The following is a 16,601-nucleotide window of genomic DNA, read 5'->3' as shown; positions in this document are numbered from 1 at the left end:
AAGTAATGGAATTCGCTTTGCCGGATCTCGGTGAGGGATTGGCCGACGCCGAATTGGTGTCCTGGTCGGTGCGAATCGGCGATGCGGTGGAATTGAACCAGGTCATCGCCGAGGTGGAAACCGCGAAAGCTCAGGTGGCACTGCCCAGTCCCTACGCCGGGACGGTGCTGGAACTGCTCGCGGAGCCCGGCGACACCGTGCTGGTGGGCGCACCGCTCATCCGCATCGGCACCGCCGCGGCCACCGCACAGCAGGTGCACGCGGACGCCGGAGCCGAACGGCTCTACCGGAGCCCGGCGACCGCCGCACAGCCCGCGATGGACGCGAATGCCATGACCCAGGAGCCGTCCCGGGACTCGGCCGCACCCGCCGAACGACAGTCGGTCCTGGTCGGCTACGGCCCGGACAATGAGACGGTGTCCCGGCGGGCGCGCAGTGCCGCCGCGAAACTCGCTGCGCCCGCCGGTGATTCGACGGCGGGCTCCGCCTTCGGGACCGACCTCGGGCGACCCGCCGCCACACCCGGGGCCCGCAAACTCGCCCGCGAGATCGGAGCCGATCTGCGCGCGATCACCGGCAGCGGGCCGGAAGGCGCTGTCACCGTTGACGATCTGCGCGGTGCGCGACCGGACAGTCGTGTGGGCGAACACATTCCGATTCACACCGCCCCGCCGGTGCCGCCCATGCACACCGGAGCCGCCACTCCGCGCATCGCCGGTGAGCGCGAAACCCGCACGCCCATAGCCGGAATCCGCAAGCGCACGGCCGCCGCCATGGTGGCCAGCGCGCAGCATATTCCGCAGGCGAGCACCTTCGTCACCACCGATTTCACCGGATCCATGGAATTGCTGGATCATCTGCGCGCCACCCCCACCTTCGCCGGGCTGAGCCTGACCCCGCTGGCACTGGTGGCGAAGGCGCTGCTGGTGGCGCTCAGCGAGTTCCCGGAGCTGAACTCGTCGTGGGACGAGGAGAACCAGGAGATCGTCACCAAGCACTACGTGAATCTCGGTATCGCGGTCGCGACCGAGCGCGGGCTACTGGTGCCGAACCTGAAAGACGCGCATTCGCACAGCCTTCGGGATCTGTGCCAGGAGATCGGCGATATCGCGCACGCCGCCCGGGACGGTTCGGCCACCCCGGCCGATCTCACCTCGGGCACGTTCACCATCACCAACGTGGGTGTGTTCGGCGTGGATACCGGTGTGCCCCTGGTGAATCCGGGCGAGGCCGCCATCCTGTGCCTGGGCTCGATCCGCAAACGCCCGTGGGTGCACCGCGACGAACTCGCGGTGCGCTGGGTGACCACGCTGGGATTGAGCTTCGATCACCGCCTCATCGACGGTGAACAGGGCTCACGATTCCTGAGCAGCGTCGCCGCACTGCTGGAGGATCCGCTCACCCTGCTCGGCCGCGTCTGACCGGCGGATCAGTGTTCGGCGGCCGTGACCACCAGGGGTTCGGCCGCCGCGCGGATGACCGGCGGGATCGGGACCGGTTTGCGCGTCGCGTCGTCGACGTAGACGTGGACGAAGGTGCCGGTGGCGGCCAGGTCCAGGGAGTCGCCGTTGTCGCGGAAGATGGCCAGGTCGTAGTTGATGCTCGAATTGCCCAGGCGGGCAATGCGAATGCCGACCAGCAGTTGATCGGGGAAGCTGATCGACCCGATGAACGTGCAGGAGGTCTGCGCCACCACGCCGATGGCGGGTAGGTCGCGGATATCGGTGCCGGTGGCATGGATGAGCCACGCGTTCACGGCCGTATCGAAGTAGCTGTAATACGTCACGTTGTTGACGTGGCCGTAGTGGTCGTTGTCCGCCCAGCGGGTCGGCACCGGCCACAGCACCGGGTAATCCAGATCGCTCACGCTCACAGTGTCCAATCCGAGGTGAGCGGCGTTACGCGCGGGGTTGGCGGGTCAGGCCGTGCGCTGGTCGGGGGCGTTGCGGTGGTCGCGGGGGCTGATGCCGTGGTGGCGTTTGAAGGCGGTGCTGAGGGCGAAGGCGCTGCCGTAGCCGACGCGGCGGGCGATGGATTCCAGGGTGGCGTCGGATTCGTGCAGCAGGTCCGCGGCCAGGGCCAGTCGCCAGTCGGTGAGGAAGGCCATCGGGGGTTCGCCGACCAGTTCGGTGAAGCGGCGGGCCAGGGCGGCGCGGGAGACGCCCACCTCGGCGGCCAGGGAGGCCACGGTCCAGGCGTGCGCGGGATTGTGCTGCATGAGGCGCAGCGCCTTGCCGACCAGGGGATCGCCGTAGGCGTGGTACCAGGCGGGGGCGTCGGCGCGGGCGAACCAGGCGCGCAGGGTGGCGATCAGCAGCAGGTCCAGCAGGCGGTCCAGCATGGCGCCCTGGGCGGGCAGATCCTTCGCCGATTCCTCCACCAGCAGATCCAGCACCCGCGAATCCACTTCGCCGCGACCGAGTACGGCAATGGGCGGCAGCGCGCGCAATAGTCGGCGGCTGGCGGCGGACTCCTGCTCATAGCTGCCGGTAATCATGACGGTTTGCGCGTCGGCGCTGCTGCCCCAGTTGCGCACGCCCAGGCTCAGGGTCTCGCACAGCACCTCACCGCTGAGCGTGGTGGTGGTCTGACCGGGGTGGATGATCACCTGCGGTTCGGTGCCGGGATCATCGGCCAGCGTGTAGTGATCCGGTCCGCGGAACAGCGCGATATCGCCGGCGCGCAATTGCCGCGGCGGAGTCGGCTTGCCGCCCTTGGGATCCGGCATGATCCAGCCGCCGCCGCGCACCATGGCCACCAGCGTCAGCGGGGACTCGTCGCGAATGCGCAGGGACCACGGTGGGTCGAATGAGGTGCGCATGACGAAAGCCGCCCGCGCACGTGGTCCTTCGAGCAGGCTGGCCAGAGCATCCATGGTTAAGACGATGGCAAATGCTCGCGCGCTTCTCAACCATGTTCGCTCTCACGGTTTCTCGGTGTACTTGTCTCATGACGAACAAAGACACCGCGAACAGCGCAAACACCATCCTGGTCCTCGGCGGCACCGGAAAGACCGGCGGCCGGGTGGCAGCCCGCTTGACAGCATCGGGCGTGCCGGTGCGCATCGGCTCCCGCACCGCCGCAATCCCGTTCGACTGGACCGACCGGGCCACCTGGGCGCCCGCACTGGCCGGAATCGGCACGGTGTACCTGTCCTATCAACCGGATCTGGCGGTGCCCGGCGCACCCGCCGATATCAAGGCGCTGACCGTGCAGGCGGTCGCGGCGGGCGTGCGGCGCATCGTGCTGCTGTCCGGACGCGGTGAGCCCGAAGCCCTGGAATGCGAAGCGATCGTGCGGGATTCGGGACTCGAATGGACCGTGGTGCGGTGCGCGTTCTTCGCGCAGAACTTCAGCGAGGGCGCCTTCGCGGACTACATTCTGGCCGGCGAGGTGGCGCTGCCGTCGGGGGATGTGCCCGAACCGTTCGTGGACGCGGAGGATATCGCCGAGGTGGCGGTGGCGGCACTGACCTGCGACGGGCATACCGGGCAGGTGTACGAGCTGACCGGTCCGCGCGCGCTGACCTTCGCCGAGGCCACCGCCGAGATCGCCCGGGCCACCGGGCGCGAGATCGCGTTCATCCCACTGTCCCGCGCGGAATTCGTTGCGTCCCTGACCTCTTACGGGGTACCGGGCGATGAGGTGAGCCTGCTGGACTACCTGTTCGGCACGGTGCTGGACGGGCGCAATTCGGCGACCACCGACGGGGTGTTCCGGGCGCTCGGGCGCGCACCCCGCGATTTCGCGGACTACGCCCGTGACGTGGCGAATTCCGGTGTGTGGTCGGTCACGGCGGATGCCTGATCTGTCGGTGGCGGGGCCTACAATTGGTGTGAAAGAGCTTGTAGTACACCGAATTCGGAGCACCGCCCGGAGCGTCGAGGAAGCCGCGAAGGGCAGTGGCTGACGAGGAGCTGCCCTGAGAGGTAGCGTCGTGCCGATGGCCGCCGCGACGCCCGCTCCTCCGATCCGGAACGCCCGTATCGCCCTGTTCGTGGTCTTCGGCCTGAACGGCATGCTCTCGGCACTGTGGATCGTGCATATCCCGGCCGTCACCGAACGGACCGGGGTGTCGCACAGTCTGCTGGGCATGCTCATCCTGTTGATGGCGGGTTGCGCCATCATCGGCATGCAGGCCGCCGGACCGCTGGCCGACCGCTTCGGCAGCCGCACCCTCACCGCCACCGCCGCCACCCTGCTCTCACTCGCCCTCATCGGACCCGGACTGGCCACCAACCCCGCCACCCTCGCGGCCGCCCTGGCGTTCTTCGGCATCGGCATGGGCATGCTGGACGTCTCGATGAACGCCCAGGCCGTCCATATCGAACGCGCCTACCCCCGCCCGATCATGTCCGCCTTCCACGCCTTCTTCTCCCTCGGCGGACTGCTCGGCTCGCTCGGCGGGGCCGCCGCCCAGCGCGCGCACTGGCCGGTGCACACCACCCTGCTGGTCTCGGCCGCGCTCGGCCTGGCCGCCGTGGCACTCTGCACCCCGCGCCTGCTCCCCCACGAACCGGACCAGGCCGCGACACCGCCATCGGAAGTCGATCACCCCGGGGTATCCGGCACGGAGATCGCCACCGCCAAGCGTTCGGGTATCTCACGAAAAGTGCTGGTACTCGGGATAATCGCCTTCGCCGTACTGATGGCCGAAGGCGTGGCGGCGGATTGGAGCGCACTGCAATTGCGCGATCGCCTCGGCGTGGATGTCGGGACGGCCGCACTGGCCTATGGCGCGTTCTCCACAACCATGACCGCGGGCCGTCTCGTGGCCGATCGGGTGAGCGGCAGGATCGGCCGCGTCGCGGTGGTGCGCTGGGGAACCGTATTGGGGGCCTTCGGATTCGGCCTGATCGCCCTGTCCGGCTGGCTGCCGCTCACCCTGTTCGGCTGGGCGCTGGTGGGCATCGGCCTCTCGGGCGCGGTGCCCCAGGTCTTCACGGCCGCAGGCAATTTGGGCTCGGCGACCGCCGCCACGGACATGTCCCGGGTATTCGGCCTCGGCTACATGGGCCTGCTCGCCGGGCCCGCGATCATCGGCTGGCTCACCAAACTGGTGCCGCTGACGACCGCGATGGTGGTGCCACTCGTCGCGCTGCTCGCTTGCGCGTGGGCCGCGGGTGCCGTGGGGACGAGGGAGCGGACCTAGCGCCGCGGGGACGCCATCTGTCGAATCGGGTTGCGGCTCTGCGCGTGTGAATCCCCTGCCCCAACTATGCCGGGGTGGCCGGGGGCGGTCAGTCGGCGCGGGGGACGCGGGCTTCGCGGGCGGTGGCGCCGAGGTCGCCGATCTGTTCGGCGTGGGAGAGGAAGCCGTCGACCATGCGGTGGTTCAGGACCGCGAGGGCTTTGAGGTCTTCGGTGGACCAGTCGGCGAGGGCTTCGGCCATCCAGTTGCGCAGCACGTCTCGGACGGCGTCGACCGCGCGGCGGCCTTCGGGGGTGGGGCGGACGCGCTGGGCGCGGCCGTCGGCCGGATCGGGGGTGCGTTCGACGTAGCCCGCTTTTTCCAGGCGCTGGATCTGGCGGCTCACGTGCGGGGCCTCGACGTCGAGGCGGGTGGCGAGTTCGCCGAGGCGCATGGGTTCGTCGGCGTCGGCCAGGACGCGCAGCAGCGGGACGCTGGCCCGATCCATGGTGACACCGCATTTGATCATGGCGTAATCGTGGCGGCGGACGCGTGTGAGCAGGTAGGCGACACGGGCGAGCGCGCCTTCCAGTTCCACGATGTGAGCTGCGTCAACTTGGTGGACGGATGTGGCTTCCGGCGGCGGCATGTGGTTATCTTACGTAACCCATTTACTTAATTTTGGTAAGTAATCTGAAGGATTGCCGCATGACTACGACCGCTGTCGGTCAGGTCGCCGGAACCACCACCGACGACCGCCCCAAGGCCCATCTCGGGCTCACCTTGCTCGCGCTCGGCGCCGCCGGTCTGGTCGTCTCGCTCCAGCAGACGGTGGTCATCCCGCTGCTGCCGCACATGATGGTGCAGCTCGGCACCAATGCCGCCGGCATCCAGTGGCTGTTCACCGCCGCCCTGCTGTCCGGCGCGGTCGCCACTCCCCTGCTGTCCCGCTTCGGCGATATGTACGGCAAGAAGCGCATGGTGCTGATCGCCATGGGGCTGCTGATCATCGGTTCGGTGGTCTGCGCCTTCGCCACCTCGCTCGGCGTCTACATCATCGGCCGCGCGCTGCAGGGCACCGCCTCGGCCATGATCCCGCTGGCCATCGGCATTCTGCGCGATACCTTCCCGCCGGAGAAGATGGTCACCGCCATCGGCATCGTGTCCGGCACCATGGGCGTCGGCGGCACCATCGGCATGCTGATGACCGGCGTCATCGCCGACCACACCACCAACCCGCATCCGGTCTTCTGGGTCACCGCGGCGCTCGGCGTGGTCGCGGCCATCCTGATTCAGTTCAGCGCCAAAGACACCGGCGTGCGGCACGGCGGCTCCCCCGATTACGCGGGCGCGGCACTGCTGGCCGGATTGCTCGTCACACTGCTGCTCGCCATCAGCGAGGGCCCGCGCTGGGGCTGGACCTCGGGCAGCGTGCTCGGACTGTTCGGCGCGGCCATCGCGCTGACCGTGGCGTGGGTGTTCGTGGAGCTCAAGGTGAGTCAGCCGCTGGTGCGGTTGCCGCTGCTGGTCGGGCCGAAATCGCTGACCGCCAACCTGATTTCGCTGCTCCTCGGTGCCGCGCTGTTCGGATCCTTCACGCTGGTCTCGAATTTCGTGCAGACCCCGGCCGACAAGGTCGGCTACGGCCTGTCCGGATCGGTGCTGGCCGTGGGACTCTACGGTGTGCCCAGCGCATTGCTGATGACGCTGTTCTCCTTCCGCACCGGGCGCATCGCGGCCCGCATCGGCGCGGCGTACACCCTCGCCATCGGTTCGGGATTCGCGGCGGCGGCGCTGCTGTGGACCGCGGCGTTCCATGATCACGGCTGGCAGATGGTGATCTCGAATATCCTGCAGGGCACCGGATTCGGTATCGGTTACGCGGCGCTGGGCACGCTCGCGGTGATGCATGTGCCGATGAGTGAGAGCGGTATCGCCAGCGGTATCAACTCGCTGGTGCGCACCGCGGGCGGCAGCGTGGCGGGCGCGATCACCGGATCCATTCTGACCTCGCAGGTCATCGCGCATACCCATGTGCCGACGCTGGGCGCGTACGTGCTGTGCTTCACCATTCTCGGTATCGCCGCCGCGCTGGCCGCGATCATCGCCGTGGTGCACGGCATTCGCCACGGCGGCGAGTAACCAGTCAGGACAAGAACATTCGAAAGCCGGTCGATCAATGGTCGACCGGCTTTCGCCATTTTCTAAGTGAGCACTTCTGTTCGTTCGCCGTCCACTACGACGACGTGGTCGTCGGTGAGCGCCCAGTGCGGGGTGCCCGCGGCGAGGTAGTCTCGGACCAGTTTGCGCGAGTGTCCCTCGGGGTCGGTGGGTGAGTCCAGGTGCGGGACTATCCGGCGCGGGACCAAACCCAAACCGTCCCAGAGCGGTTCGATACCGCAGGCGGTGCGCACCTCGGCCGGGTCGTCGGTGGATTCGAGTCCGTGCAGGTCGGGTGTCATGACGCAGGCTCCGGCGCTGTAGCCCGCGTAGACCAGGGCGTCGGCCTGGAGCAGCCGGGTGAGGATGAGATCGGCTCCGCTGCGGGCGAATTGGGCGCGCAGGACGAAGGTGTTGCCGCCGCGCACCCACACCGCGGGGAAGCCGGACAGGGTGTTCGCCAGCGCCTCGGCCCGGCCGATGTATTCGCGCAGGTCCACCACCTCGGGCTGGAAACCCATGCGGCGCAGCGGAACCAGATCGCTGGTGACCGCGCTCTGCCAGGCCGAGGGCCAGGCGTCACAGGCATTGGCTATCACCGCGACCCGGCCGGGTTCGCCGGTCAGGTCGAGGAGCCGATTCGCGTGCGCCCCGAATCGGTAGCTGGACAGGAACAGTCGCACCGGAACTCAGATGGTGAACGTGAGGCCGCGAACCAGGCGGTTGCCGAGTTCGGTGTCACCGGCGATGGTGAATTCGCCGAGGTGCGCGTCCGCCGTCGTGCGCCCGCCGCGCAGGCGCGCGAACAGTCCCGAATCCAGGGTGAGCACGACATCGGCCGGACCGTCCAGGGTTTCGACGAGGTTCGCGCGCCCGCCCACCACCGCGACGTGCAGGGTGCGCGTCACCGGTCCGGTGAGTTCGAAGGTGACGCGCGCGCCCTCGGGAGCGCCGCCGCCCTTCACCACCGCGCGGCCGAGGCCGAAAATCACTTCGGGGAAGGCGGTTTCGGCCTGCGTCCCGCCCTCGTCGATCGAAACACCCAGCGCATCGGCGATATCCAGCGTGTGCATCCAGCAGTCGAAGACCCGGATGCGCATGAACCGGCCGTAGGGCGTCATGCCCACCGGGGACGGCCCGGGCTCGGCCCAGGCCTCCGGGCTGAGCCCCGCGAGCGTCTTCAGTCTTCCGGCCGTCACCTCGTGGAAGCGCGTCAGCAGTTCAGCGCCGGACAGCGGTCGCAGCGAGGCGATCCACTTCTCGTTGAGCGCGCCGATCGCATTGTGAATGTGGTCGCCATCGACCTCCAGTTCCGGGGTCGGCTCCCCCGCCAGCAGCGATTCGGTGCCGGCGATGTGCGCGAGCACATCGAACACGGTCCAGCCGGGCAGCGGCGAGGCCGTCCGCCAGCGGTCTTCGGGGAGTCCGTCCACTAGCCGGGTGAGCCGGTCCCACTGGTCGGACAGGGCGGCGATGATCGCGCGCTGGTCCGGCACCGTGTCGGTCATGCGTGGGTTTCCCTTTCCTCGGCGGCGAGCCGGTCCAGTCCGATGCGAATGGCGGCGGCCGTATGTTCCATATCGTGCGGGCGGCGCAGGACGAACCCCTTCGCGAAGGTGAAGGTGTCGCCGGTCTGGCGCGGGATCACGTGCAGGTGCACGTGATGCACGGTCTGGAAGGCGGCCTTGCCGTCGTTGATCAGCAGGTTCGCGCCGTCGGCCGGAAAGTCGCTGCGCCGCATGGCTTTGGCGAGCCGGTGCCCGCCCGCGAAGAGTTGCGCGCCGAGCGCCGGATTCAGTTCGTCCAGGTCGGTGGCGTGGCTTTTGGGGATCACCAGCGTATGGCCGCGGGTGATCGGGCGGATATCGAGAAACGCCAGGAGGATGTCGTCCTCGAAGATCTTGGTCGCGGGCGCGTCGCCCGACACGATCCGACAGAATACGCAGCCGCTCACCTCGCAGACATTACGGCGTAAAAGTGATGCGCGACACCCCTGCGAGCGGCGCGTGCCCGTTCACCTGGATACACACCTACCAGTAGGTAGCGCACCGGGCCGTGCGCTCTTGTGGCCGGTAGCAGCGCCGCCGACCATGGAGTTGTCCAGTTTTCCCGCGACCCCATGTGATGCCTATCTCCGCTACGCTCACCGCGAAGCAGGTACAGTTGCGAGAATTCTCACGAACTTACTCACAAGTAAGTTCGGCCCACCGTTTGGACCGGTGACACGGCCCATCAGGAAGTACCGGGTGGCCCGGGCTCACCACGAGAAGGAAGTTTGACAAGTGGACACAACGCAGAGCGCACAGACAGCTGCGCCCCGCGGTGCGCGTGTCGGCGTGGTTCGCGAGACCAACGCGGACGAACGACGTGTCGCATTGGTGCCGAAGATCATTCCGTCCCTGCTGAAGCAGGGCGTGGAAGTGATCGTCGAATCCGGTGCCGGTCTGGGCGCGCTCATTCCTGACGAAGCCTACGTCGACGCGGGCGCCACCATCGGCGATCCGTGGAACACCGATGTGGTCGTCAAGGTCGCGCCCCCCAATGACGCCGAGATCGCCAAGCTTTCGAGTGGTCAGACGCTCATCGGCTTCCTCGCACCCCGCAATGCCGACACCAAGATCGGCGCGCTCAAGGCCGCCGGCGTGCAAGCCTTTGCGGTGGAAGCGATTCCGCGCATCTCCCGCGCCCAGGTGATGGACGCGCTCTCCTCGCAGGCCAATGTCGCCGGTTATAAGGCCGTGCTGCTGGCGGCCTCCGAGTCCACCCGCTTCTTCCCCATGCTCACCACCGCCGCGGGCACCGTGAAGCCCGCGACCGTGCTGGTGCTCGGCGTCGGCGTCGCCGGACTGCAGGCGCTGGCCACGGCCAAGCGCCTCGGCGGCCGGACCACCGGATACGACGTGCGGCCCGAGGTCGCCGATCAGGTGCGCTCGGTCGGCGCGCAGTGGCTCGATCTGGGTATCGACGCCGCCGGTGAAGGCGGTTACGCCCGTGAGCTTTCCGATGCGGAACGCGCACAGCAGCAGACCGCGCTGGAGAACGCCATCAAGGGCTTCGACGTGGTGGTCACCACCGCGCTGGTGCCCGGGCGTCCCGCACCGCGACTGGTCACCGCCGCCGCGGTCGAGGGTATGAAGCCCGGCAGCGTCATCATCGATATGGCGGGTGAGACCGGCGGTAACTGCGAGCTCACCGAGCCCGGCAAAACCGTTGTGCGCCACGGCGTCACCATCGCCTCGCCGCTGAACCTCCCGGCCACCATGCCCGAGCACGCGTCCGAGCTGTACTCCAAGAACATCTCGGCGCTGCTGGAACTGATGTTGAAGGACGGTGCGCTCGCGCCCGACTTCTCCGATCAGGTGCTGGCCGATTCCTGCGTCACCCGTGAGGTGGAAGCCTGATGTACACCGAACTTCTCGCGAATATCGCGATCCTGGTGCTGTCCGGGTTCGTGGGCTTCGCCGTCATCTCCAAGGTGCCCAACACCCTGCACACCCCGCTCATGTCCGGCACCAATGCCATTCACGGCATCGTCGTGCTGGGCGCGCTGGTGGTGTTCGGCAAGATCGAGCACCCGTCGGTGCTCATGCAGATCATCCTGTTCGTCGCGGTCGTATTCGGCACGCTGAACGTCATCGGCGGCTTCGTGGTCACCGACCGGATGCTGGGCATGTTCAAGGCCAAGAAGCCTGCTGCGCAAGAGAAGGCGGACAAGTAAGCCATGGACAATCTGGTCAATATTCTCTACATCGTCGCGTTTGCGATGTTCATCTACGGTCTGATGGGCCTCACCGGCCCGAAGACCGCGGTGCGCGGTAACCAGATCGCGGCGGTCGGCATGCTCATCGCCGTCATCGCGACGTTCATCTCCATTCGCGACACCAATAACTGGATCATCATCATCGCCGGTCTGGTGGTCGGCATCGGCCTTGGCGTGCCCCCGGCGCGCTTCACCAAGATGACCGCCATGCCGCAGCTGGTCGCCGCGTTCAACGGCGTCGGCGGTGGCACCGTGGCGCTCATCGCGTGGGCGGAATTCCTGGAGACCAAGGGCTTCTCGGACTTCCCGGCCGGGGAGCAGCCGACCGCGCACATCGTGATCGCCTCGCTGTTCGCGGCGGTCATCGGCTCGGTGTCGTTCTGGGGCTCGGTCATCGCGTTCGCCAAACTGCAGGAACTGTTGTCCGGCAAGCCGATCAGCGTCGGCAAGCTACAGCAGCCGCTGAACCTATTGCTGCTCGCGGGCGCCATCGCGGCCGCGGTGGTCATCGGTATCGGCGCGACCAAAGACGGTGTGCCGCAGTACTGGATGATCCTGGTGCTGGTGCTCGCGGGCATCCTCGGCCTGATGGTCGTGCTGCCCATCGGCGGCGCGGATATGCCGGTCGTCATCTCGCTGCTCAACGCGCTCACCGGTTTGTCCGCCGCCGCAGCGGGTTTGGCGCTGAACAACACCGCCATGATCGTGGCGGGCATGATCGTCGGCGCGTCCGGCACCATTCTGACCAACCTGATGGCCAAGGCCATGAACCGGTCCATCCCGGCCATTGTCGCGGGCGGATTCGGTGGCGGCGGAACGGCTCCCGGCGCGTCCGGCGACGGTGAGCAGAAGCAGGCCAAGGCCACCTCCGCCGCGGACGCCGCGATCCAGATGGCGTACGCCAACCAGGTCATCGTGGTGCCCGGCTACGGTATGGCCGTCGCCCAGGCGCAGCACGCGGTCAAGGAGATGGCGGCGCTGCTCGAGGCCAAGGGCGTCGAGGTCAAGTACGCGATTCACCCGGTCGCCGGTCGTATGCCGGGCCATATGAACGTGCTGCTGGCCGAGGCCGAGGTCTCCTACGACGCCATGAAGGAAATGGACGATATCAACGGCGAATTCGGCCGTACCGATGTCGCCCTGGTCATCGGCGCGAACGATGTCACCAACCCGGCCGCCCGTGAGGACGCCTCCTCGCCGATCTACGGCATGCCGGTCCTGAACGTCGATCAGGCCAAGTCGGTCATCGTGCTCAAGCGCTCGATGAATTCCGGTTTCGCCGGTATCGACAACCCGCTGTTCTACGCCGACACCACCTCCATGCTGTTCGGCGATGCCAAGAAGTCCGTCGGTGCGGTCACCGAGGAACTGAAGGCGCTCTAGGGTTTCCCGCTGAAATACCCCGTTCTTGACCTGAAGGTACAGAACGGGGTATTTTCATGTCATGGGACGGCCACGCAACTTCGACGCGGACACCGTGGTGGAGCGCGCGATGGAGGCGTTCTGGACCAACGGCTATGCCAATACCTCACCGGCACAGCTCGCCGAGGCCACCGGACTCGGAAAAGGCAGTCTCTACAACACTTTCGGCAGTAAGCGCGAACTGTTCGACAGGGCGCTGGAGCTCTACACCCGAAAGGGAACCGCGCTCATCACCGAAATACTCGACCAGCCGGGAAGTACCCGGGACCGGATCCACGCCTGGTTGCGTTTCGTGGTGGATTCCGATCTCGCACAGCGGAATCGGCGCGGCTGCCTGGTCGCGAACACCACCCTGGAGCTCGCCGGACAAGACGAGCGGGCCGCACGCGCGGTCGACGCCGCCCAGCGACATATGGTCGAGGCGCTCACCGCCCGCATCGACCAGGGTCGGCGCGATGGCGATGTCCGGGCCGATATCGATCCGCGCGGGTACGCGGAGTTCATCCAGAACACCGTTGCGGGACTGCGTATTACGGCTATGACGGCGGACGCCTCGACGCTGTATCGCATTATCGAGACCGCACTGATCACCCTCTGAACCACCCGAATCACGGGCCGCGCGAGCGACCCGTATTTTTCTGCCCCAGTTTTTGACCTGAAGTTCAAGAAAGGCATCTCATGGATCTCGGATTGCACGGCAAGACCGCCCTCGTCACCGGCGCCAGCCGGGGCATCGGACTCGCCGTCACCGAAGCGCTGGCCGAGGCGGGCGCACGGGTCGCGGGCGTTGCCCGCACCATCACCCCCGAACTCGAAAAAGTCGCGGAAGCAGCGATTTCCGCCGACCTGAGCACCCTCGCGGGTGCGACCTCGGCGGTGGACGCGGCCCTCGCCGAACTCGGCGGGATCGATATCCTGATCAACAATGTCGGCGGCGGCGACGGCGATCAGCTCGAACTCGGCGGGGTACTCGATACTTCCGTCGAGCAGTGGCGAAAGCTGTTCGACCTCAACCTGTTCGGAGTGGTCGCCACCACCCGCGCGGCACTGCCGAGCATTGTCGAACGGCGCGGGGCCATCGTGACCGTATCCTCTATCAACTCGCGACTCCCGGCGGCCGGTCCGGTCGGCTACAGCGAGGCCAAATCCGCCCTGACCGCATTCGGGAAACGGCTCAGCGAGGAGTTCGGGCCGCACGGCGTCCGGGTCAATACGGTGTCACCGGGTGTGGTCGGCACCGGGATCTGGCGCGGACCGGACAATATCGGGGCCAAGCTGGCCGCGGCCAACGGCATTGCGCAGGAACAGTTCCTGGACGCGATCCCCACGCAGTTCGGTATCGCGTCGGGGCGCATCTCCGAACCCGGCGAGGTGGCGGCGCTGGTGACGTTCCTGGCCTCGGAACAGGCCGGGAACATCATGGGCGCGGACTTCGTAATCGACGGCGGGACGGTGAAAACGCTCTGAGCGCACCGGCCCGTGTCCCCGGAACGGCACGGGCCGTTGCCGTTTCCGATCCGGCCTTCGATCAGAGGTACAGGCCGGTGCCGTGTTCGGCCTGCTCGTTCGCGACCGCGTGGATATCGCGTTCGCGCAGTACGTAATACGCCTGCGCCTGGATCTCGACCTCGTACTGGTCGTCGGCGCTGAAGAGCACCTGATCGCCGACCTTGATGGCGCGCACGTGTGAGCCGACGCCGCACACCTCACCCCAGGACAGCCGCTTGGCCACCTGGGCGGTCGCCGGAATGAGAATGCCCCCGCTGCTGCGACGCTCGCCCGCGTCCTGGTTGAGCTTGACCATGACGCGGTCGTGCAGCATTTGGATTTCGAGCTTGGGATCGGGCACGGCGACACTGTACTGCGGTGCGGTGACCGCGCCGGGACCGACCGGTCAGGCGCTCGCGTCGGGGCCGGCGGCATCCGGTTGCGGGGCGACCACGCGGCGAATGGCGTCCTTGGTCCACTTGCGCACCAACTCCGGATCGCTGTGCTCACCGAGCGAGAACTCGGCGACCTGCGGGACCGCGAGCGGATAGTTGATCATGCTCATCAACAGCATGATGACGTGACCGGACGGCATATCCTTGCGGATCAGCCCCTTCTCCTGCGCCACTTCGACTTTGGTGCGCTTCTCCAGATAGCGGCCGCAGCGCAGCTCACCCGCCGAGGCGTTCTCCGCGCCCAGCTCCAGCGCCTCCCACATGAGCAGGCGCAGCAGTTCGGGATGCTCGCGGTGATAGTCCAGATGCTGATCGATCCAGGTGTCCAGATCCTCGATATCGGTGGTGACCGAGGCCGCGACATCCAGCATGGTCTTCTCCAGCACCTGCCGGAACAGCAGTTCCTTATCGCCGAAGTAGGCGTAGATGAGCTGTTTATTGGCCTTGGCATTGCGGGCGATCCGATCGACCCGGGCCCCGGCGATGCCGTGCGCGGCGAACTCATCGGTGGCGGCAGCGAAGATCCGCGCCTTCGTCGCCTCGGGATCCCTGACAGCTGCCATGGCATCAATGATAACCAACTAAGTAGTTGACAGGGTCGCGGGCGAAGGATTACTTTCAACTAACCAGTTGGTTATCAGATCCGGTCCTTGCTCCACGTTCGGGAGAACGACGTGACTATTCTCGAAAGCCGTTCCACCGCAGCCATTTCCGCACCGCCCGGGCCGTTCCCGAATCGGTGGCGGGTGCTGCCGGTGATCCTCACGGCCATGTTCATGGCCATGTTCGACTACTTCGTCATCAATGTGGCGGCGTCATCGCTACAGCACGATCTGCACGCGGGGGAAGCCGCGCTCGAACTGGTGGTCGGCGGGTACGGGTTCGCCTACGCCAGCGGGCTCATCACCGGCGGGCGGTTCGGTGATCTGTACGGGCACCGGCGCATGTTCGTCATCGGGATGCTCGCGTTCGCCGCCGCCTCACTGCTGTGCGGACTCGCCTGGAGTGCCTGGTCCCTGGTGGGATTCCGGGTGCTGCAGGGTATTACGGCCGCCGCGATGGTGCCGCAGATGCTGGCGCTGATCAACACCATGTTCCCGCCCGCCGAACGCGCCAAGGCGATGGCGGCGTTCGGGGCGACCGTCGGACTGGGCGCGGTGTCCGGGCAGGTGCTGGGCGGGGTACTGCTCGACCTCGACCTGTTCGGGTGGGGGTGGCGGACCATCTTCTTCATCAACCTGCCGATCGGGGTGATCGCGGCGCTGCTGGCGGCGCGGTGGCTGCCCCGGCATGAGCAGACCCATCGGCCCCGGCTGGATCCGGTTGGCGCACTGGGGATCTCGGCGGCGCTGGCACTGGTGCTGGTGCCGGTCACGCTGGGACGGCCCGAAGGGTGGCCGGTGTGGACCTGGGTGTCCATGGCCGCGGCGCTGCCGGTGCTGCTGCTGACACTGCGGTACGAGGCGGCGCTGACTCGGCGCGGCGGGCAGCCGGTGCTCGATACCGCGCTCATCCGGGAGCGGGTGTTCGCGGCGGGCATGGTGATCTCCGGCGGGTACCTGGCATTCTTCGCGGGATTCATGCTCTGCCTGACGCTGCTGCTGCAGAACGGGCTCGGCATGTCACCGCTCGCGGCCGGACTCACCTTCGCGCCCCTGGGAATCGCCTTCGCCACCAGCTCGCTGTTCGCCCGCAAGGTGGCCGAGCGGATCGGCAATCGGGTGATGGTGCTGGGCACGGGCATCAGCTTCACCGGGCTGGCGATCACCGTCGGCGTGCTGGGCTGGTACGGATCATCCATCACCGCAATGACTTTGATTCCGGGCATGGTGCTGGTCGGCATCGGCAATGGGATGACCATTCCGTCGGCCATCGGCGCGGTGCTGTCCGCCGGGATTCCGGCACACCAGGCCGGAATGGCGGCGGGGGTGCTGACCACCGCGCAGCAGTTCGGAAACGCCATCGGCGCAACGGTTCTCGGCACCATTTTCTTCAGCGCGCTGGGCGGGGCACATGATCTCGGCAGCTTCGTGCACGCCATGGAGATCGCGGCGCTCGCGGCGCTGGGAATCGTGGCGGTGGTGCTGGCGGCGGCATTCACACTGCCGCGTACGGCCACACGCTGAATCGTCCGCACGAGGACAAGGGCACGGCATTCGCTCGAATGCCGTGCCCTGCTTTATTT

18 protein-coding genes are annotated in these 16,601 nt (G+C 67.2%); 10 read left to right on the top strand and 8 right to left on the bottom strand.

All coding sequences use genetic code 11. The annotated features are described in order from the left end of the window. Positions 1-5: 5 nt before the first annotated feature. Positions 6-1,421, top strand: a complete 1,416-nt coding sequence (locus tag ACFC0O_RS30230; RefSeq protein WP_375963603.1) for a dihydrolipoamide acetyltransferase family protein — start codon at positions 6-8, stop codon at positions 1,419-1,421. 8 nt (positions 1,422-1,429) lie between these two features. Here the strand turns inward: ACFC0O_RS30230 and ACFC0O_RS30225 are convergent, their stop codons facing one another. Both ACFC0O_RS30225 and ACFC0O_RS30220 read right to left on the bottom strand, forming a co-directional pair. Next, the gene (locus ACFC0O_RS30225; protein ID WP_375963953.1) at positions 1,430-1,858 is read right to left on the bottom strand and encodes an acyl-CoA thioesterase; all 429 of its coding nucleotides are present in this window, start codon (positions 1,856-1,858) and stop codon (positions 1,430-1,432) included. A gap of 60 nt (positions 1,859-1,918) precedes the next feature. After that, positions 1,919-2,875 carry a cupin domain-containing protein gene (locus ACFC0O_RS30220; protein ID WP_375963601.1) on the bottom strand — a complete coding sequence of 319 codons (957 nt, stop codon included), beginning with the start codon at positions 2,873-2,875 and terminating at the stop codon, positions 1,919-1,921. Between the two features lie 74 nt (positions 2,876-2,949). Here ACFC0O_RS30220 and ACFC0O_RS30215 point away from each other — a divergent pair, with 74 nt between their 5' ends. Beyond that, complete coding sequence (locus ACFC0O_RS30215; RefSeq protein WP_375963598.1) at positions 2,950-3,807, top strand: NAD(P)H-binding protein; 858 nt, start codon at positions 2,950-2,952, stop codon at positions 3,805-3,807. Between the two features lie 136 nt (positions 3,808-3,943). Further along, positions 3,944-5,152 carry an MFS transporter gene (locus tag ACFC0O_RS30210; protein ID WP_375963595.1) on the top strand — a complete coding sequence of 403 codons (1,209 nt, stop codon included), beginning with the start codon at positions 3,944-3,946 and terminating at the stop codon, positions 5,150-5,152. Between the two features lie 88 nt (positions 5,153-5,240). Here the strand turns inward: ACFC0O_RS30210 and ACFC0O_RS30205 are convergent, their stop codons facing one another. Continuing rightward, a complete protein-coding gene (locus ACFC0O_RS30205) occupies positions 5,241-5,729 on the bottom strand; it encodes a MarR family winged helix-turn-helix transcriptional regulator (RefSeq protein ID WP_375963593.1) in 489 nt (162 codons plus the stop codon). 110 nt (positions 5,730-5,839) lie between these two features. Here ACFC0O_RS30205 and ACFC0O_RS30200 point away from each other — a divergent pair, with 110 nt between their 5' ends. Next, a complete protein-coding gene (locus tag ACFC0O_RS30200; RefSeq protein ID WP_375963590.1) occupies positions 5,840-7,273 on the top strand; it encodes an MFS transporter in 1,434 nt (477 codons plus the stop codon). A gap of 62 nt (positions 7,274-7,335) precedes the next feature. Here ACFC0O_RS30200 and ACFC0O_RS30195 read toward each other — a convergent pair whose 3' ends face one another. From ACFC0O_RS30195 to ACFC0O_RS30185, 3 genes are read right to left on the bottom strand one after another with little or no spacing between them, the layout of a single operon-like run. Then, complete coding sequence (locus ACFC0O_RS30195) at positions 7,336-7,974, bottom strand: Type 1 glutamine amidotransferase-like domain-containing protein (protein WP_375963588.1); 639 nt, start codon at positions 7,972-7,974, stop codon at positions 7,336-7,338. Between the two features lie 6 nt (positions 7,975-7,980). Next, complete coding sequence (locus ACFC0O_RS30190) at positions 7,981-8,799, bottom strand: maleylpyruvate isomerase family mycothiol-dependent enzyme (protein WP_375963586.1); 819 nt, start codon at positions 8,797-8,799, stop codon at positions 7,981-7,983. After that, a complete protein-coding gene (locus ACFC0O_RS30185) occupies positions 8,796-9,245 on the bottom strand; it encodes an HIT family protein (RefSeq protein ID WP_375963583.1) in 450 nt (149 codons plus the stop codon). The genes ACFC0O_RS30190 and ACFC0O_RS30185 overlap by 4 nt, the downstream gene beginning before the upstream one ends. 328 nt (positions 9,246-9,573) lie before the next feature. Here ACFC0O_RS30185 and ACFC0O_RS30180 point away from each other — a divergent pair, with 328 nt between their 5' ends. The 5 genes from ACFC0O_RS30180 to ACFC0O_RS30160 all read left to right on the top strand — a co-directional run bounded on the left by ACFC0O_RS30180 (position 9,574) and on the right by ACFC0O_RS30160 (position 13,940). Further along, positions 9,574-10,692 (top strand): Re/Si-specific NAD(P)(+) transhydrogenase subunit alpha, encoded by a 1,119-nt coding sequence (locus ACFC0O_RS30180; RefSeq protein WP_375963580.1) that lies wholly within the window; start codon positions 9,574-9,576, stop codon positions 10,690-10,692. After that, positions 10,692-11,009: an NAD(P) transhydrogenase subunit alpha gene (locus ACFC0O_RS30175; protein WP_153805792.1), complete on the top strand. Its 318-nt coding sequence runs from the start codon at positions 10,692-10,694 to the stop codon at positions 11,007-11,009. Before ACFC0O_RS30180 ends, ACFC0O_RS30175 begins: the two co-directional genes overlap by 1 nt. 3 nt (positions 11,010-11,012) lie before the next feature. Next, positions 11,013-12,434 carry an NAD(P)(+) transhydrogenase (Re/Si-specific) subunit beta gene (locus tag ACFC0O_RS30170; protein ID WP_364646302.1) on the top strand — a complete coding sequence of 474 codons (1,422 nt, stop codon included), beginning with the start codon at positions 11,013-11,015 and terminating at the stop codon, positions 12,432-12,434. A gap of 61 nt (positions 12,435-12,495) precedes the next feature. Next, positions 12,496-13,071 carry a TetR/AcrR family transcriptional regulator gene (locus ACFC0O_RS30165; protein WP_375963576.1) on the top strand — a complete coding sequence of 192 codons (576 nt, stop codon included), beginning with the start codon at positions 12,496-12,498 and terminating at the stop codon, positions 13,069-13,071. An 80-nt stretch (positions 13,072-13,151) separates the two neighbouring features. Next, positions 13,152-13,940, top strand: a complete 789-nt coding sequence (locus tag ACFC0O_RS30160) for an SDR family oxidoreductase (protein WP_375963573.1) — start codon at positions 13,152-13,154, stop codon at positions 13,938-13,940. A 61-nt stretch (positions 13,941-14,001) separates the two neighbouring features. On the opposite strand, the gene ACFC0O_RS30155 is transcribed toward ACFC0O_RS30160, so the two are convergent. After that, positions 14,002-14,322: a co-chaperone GroES gene (locus ACFC0O_RS30155; protein WP_364646293.1), complete on the bottom strand. Its 321-nt coding sequence runs from the start codon at positions 14,320-14,322 to the stop codon at positions 14,002-14,004. 45 nt (positions 14,323-14,367) lie between these two features. Then, positions 14,368-14,979, bottom strand: coding sequence for a TetR family transcriptional regulator (locus tag ACFC0O_RS30150; protein ID WP_375963570.1), 612 nt, complete (start codon positions 14,977-14,979; stop codon positions 14,368-14,370). 111 nt (positions 14,980-15,090) lie between these two features. Here ACFC0O_RS30150 and ACFC0O_RS30145 point away from each other — a divergent pair, with 111 nt between their 5' ends. After that, positions 15,091-16,542, top strand: a complete 1,452-nt coding sequence (locus ACFC0O_RS30145) for an MFS transporter (protein ID WP_375963567.1) — start codon at positions 15,091-15,093, stop codon at positions 16,540-16,542. Positions 16,543-16,601 lie beyond the last annotated feature (59 nt).

This window comes from Nocardia sp. NPDC056100 (assembly GCF_042266325.1).
Classification (GTDB): Bacteria; Actinomycetota; Actinomycetes; order Mycobacteriales; family Mycobacteriaceae; genus Nocardia.
Note: the sequence above shows the minus strand (reverse complement) of the source record. Positions and strands in the feature narration are given on the sequence as shown.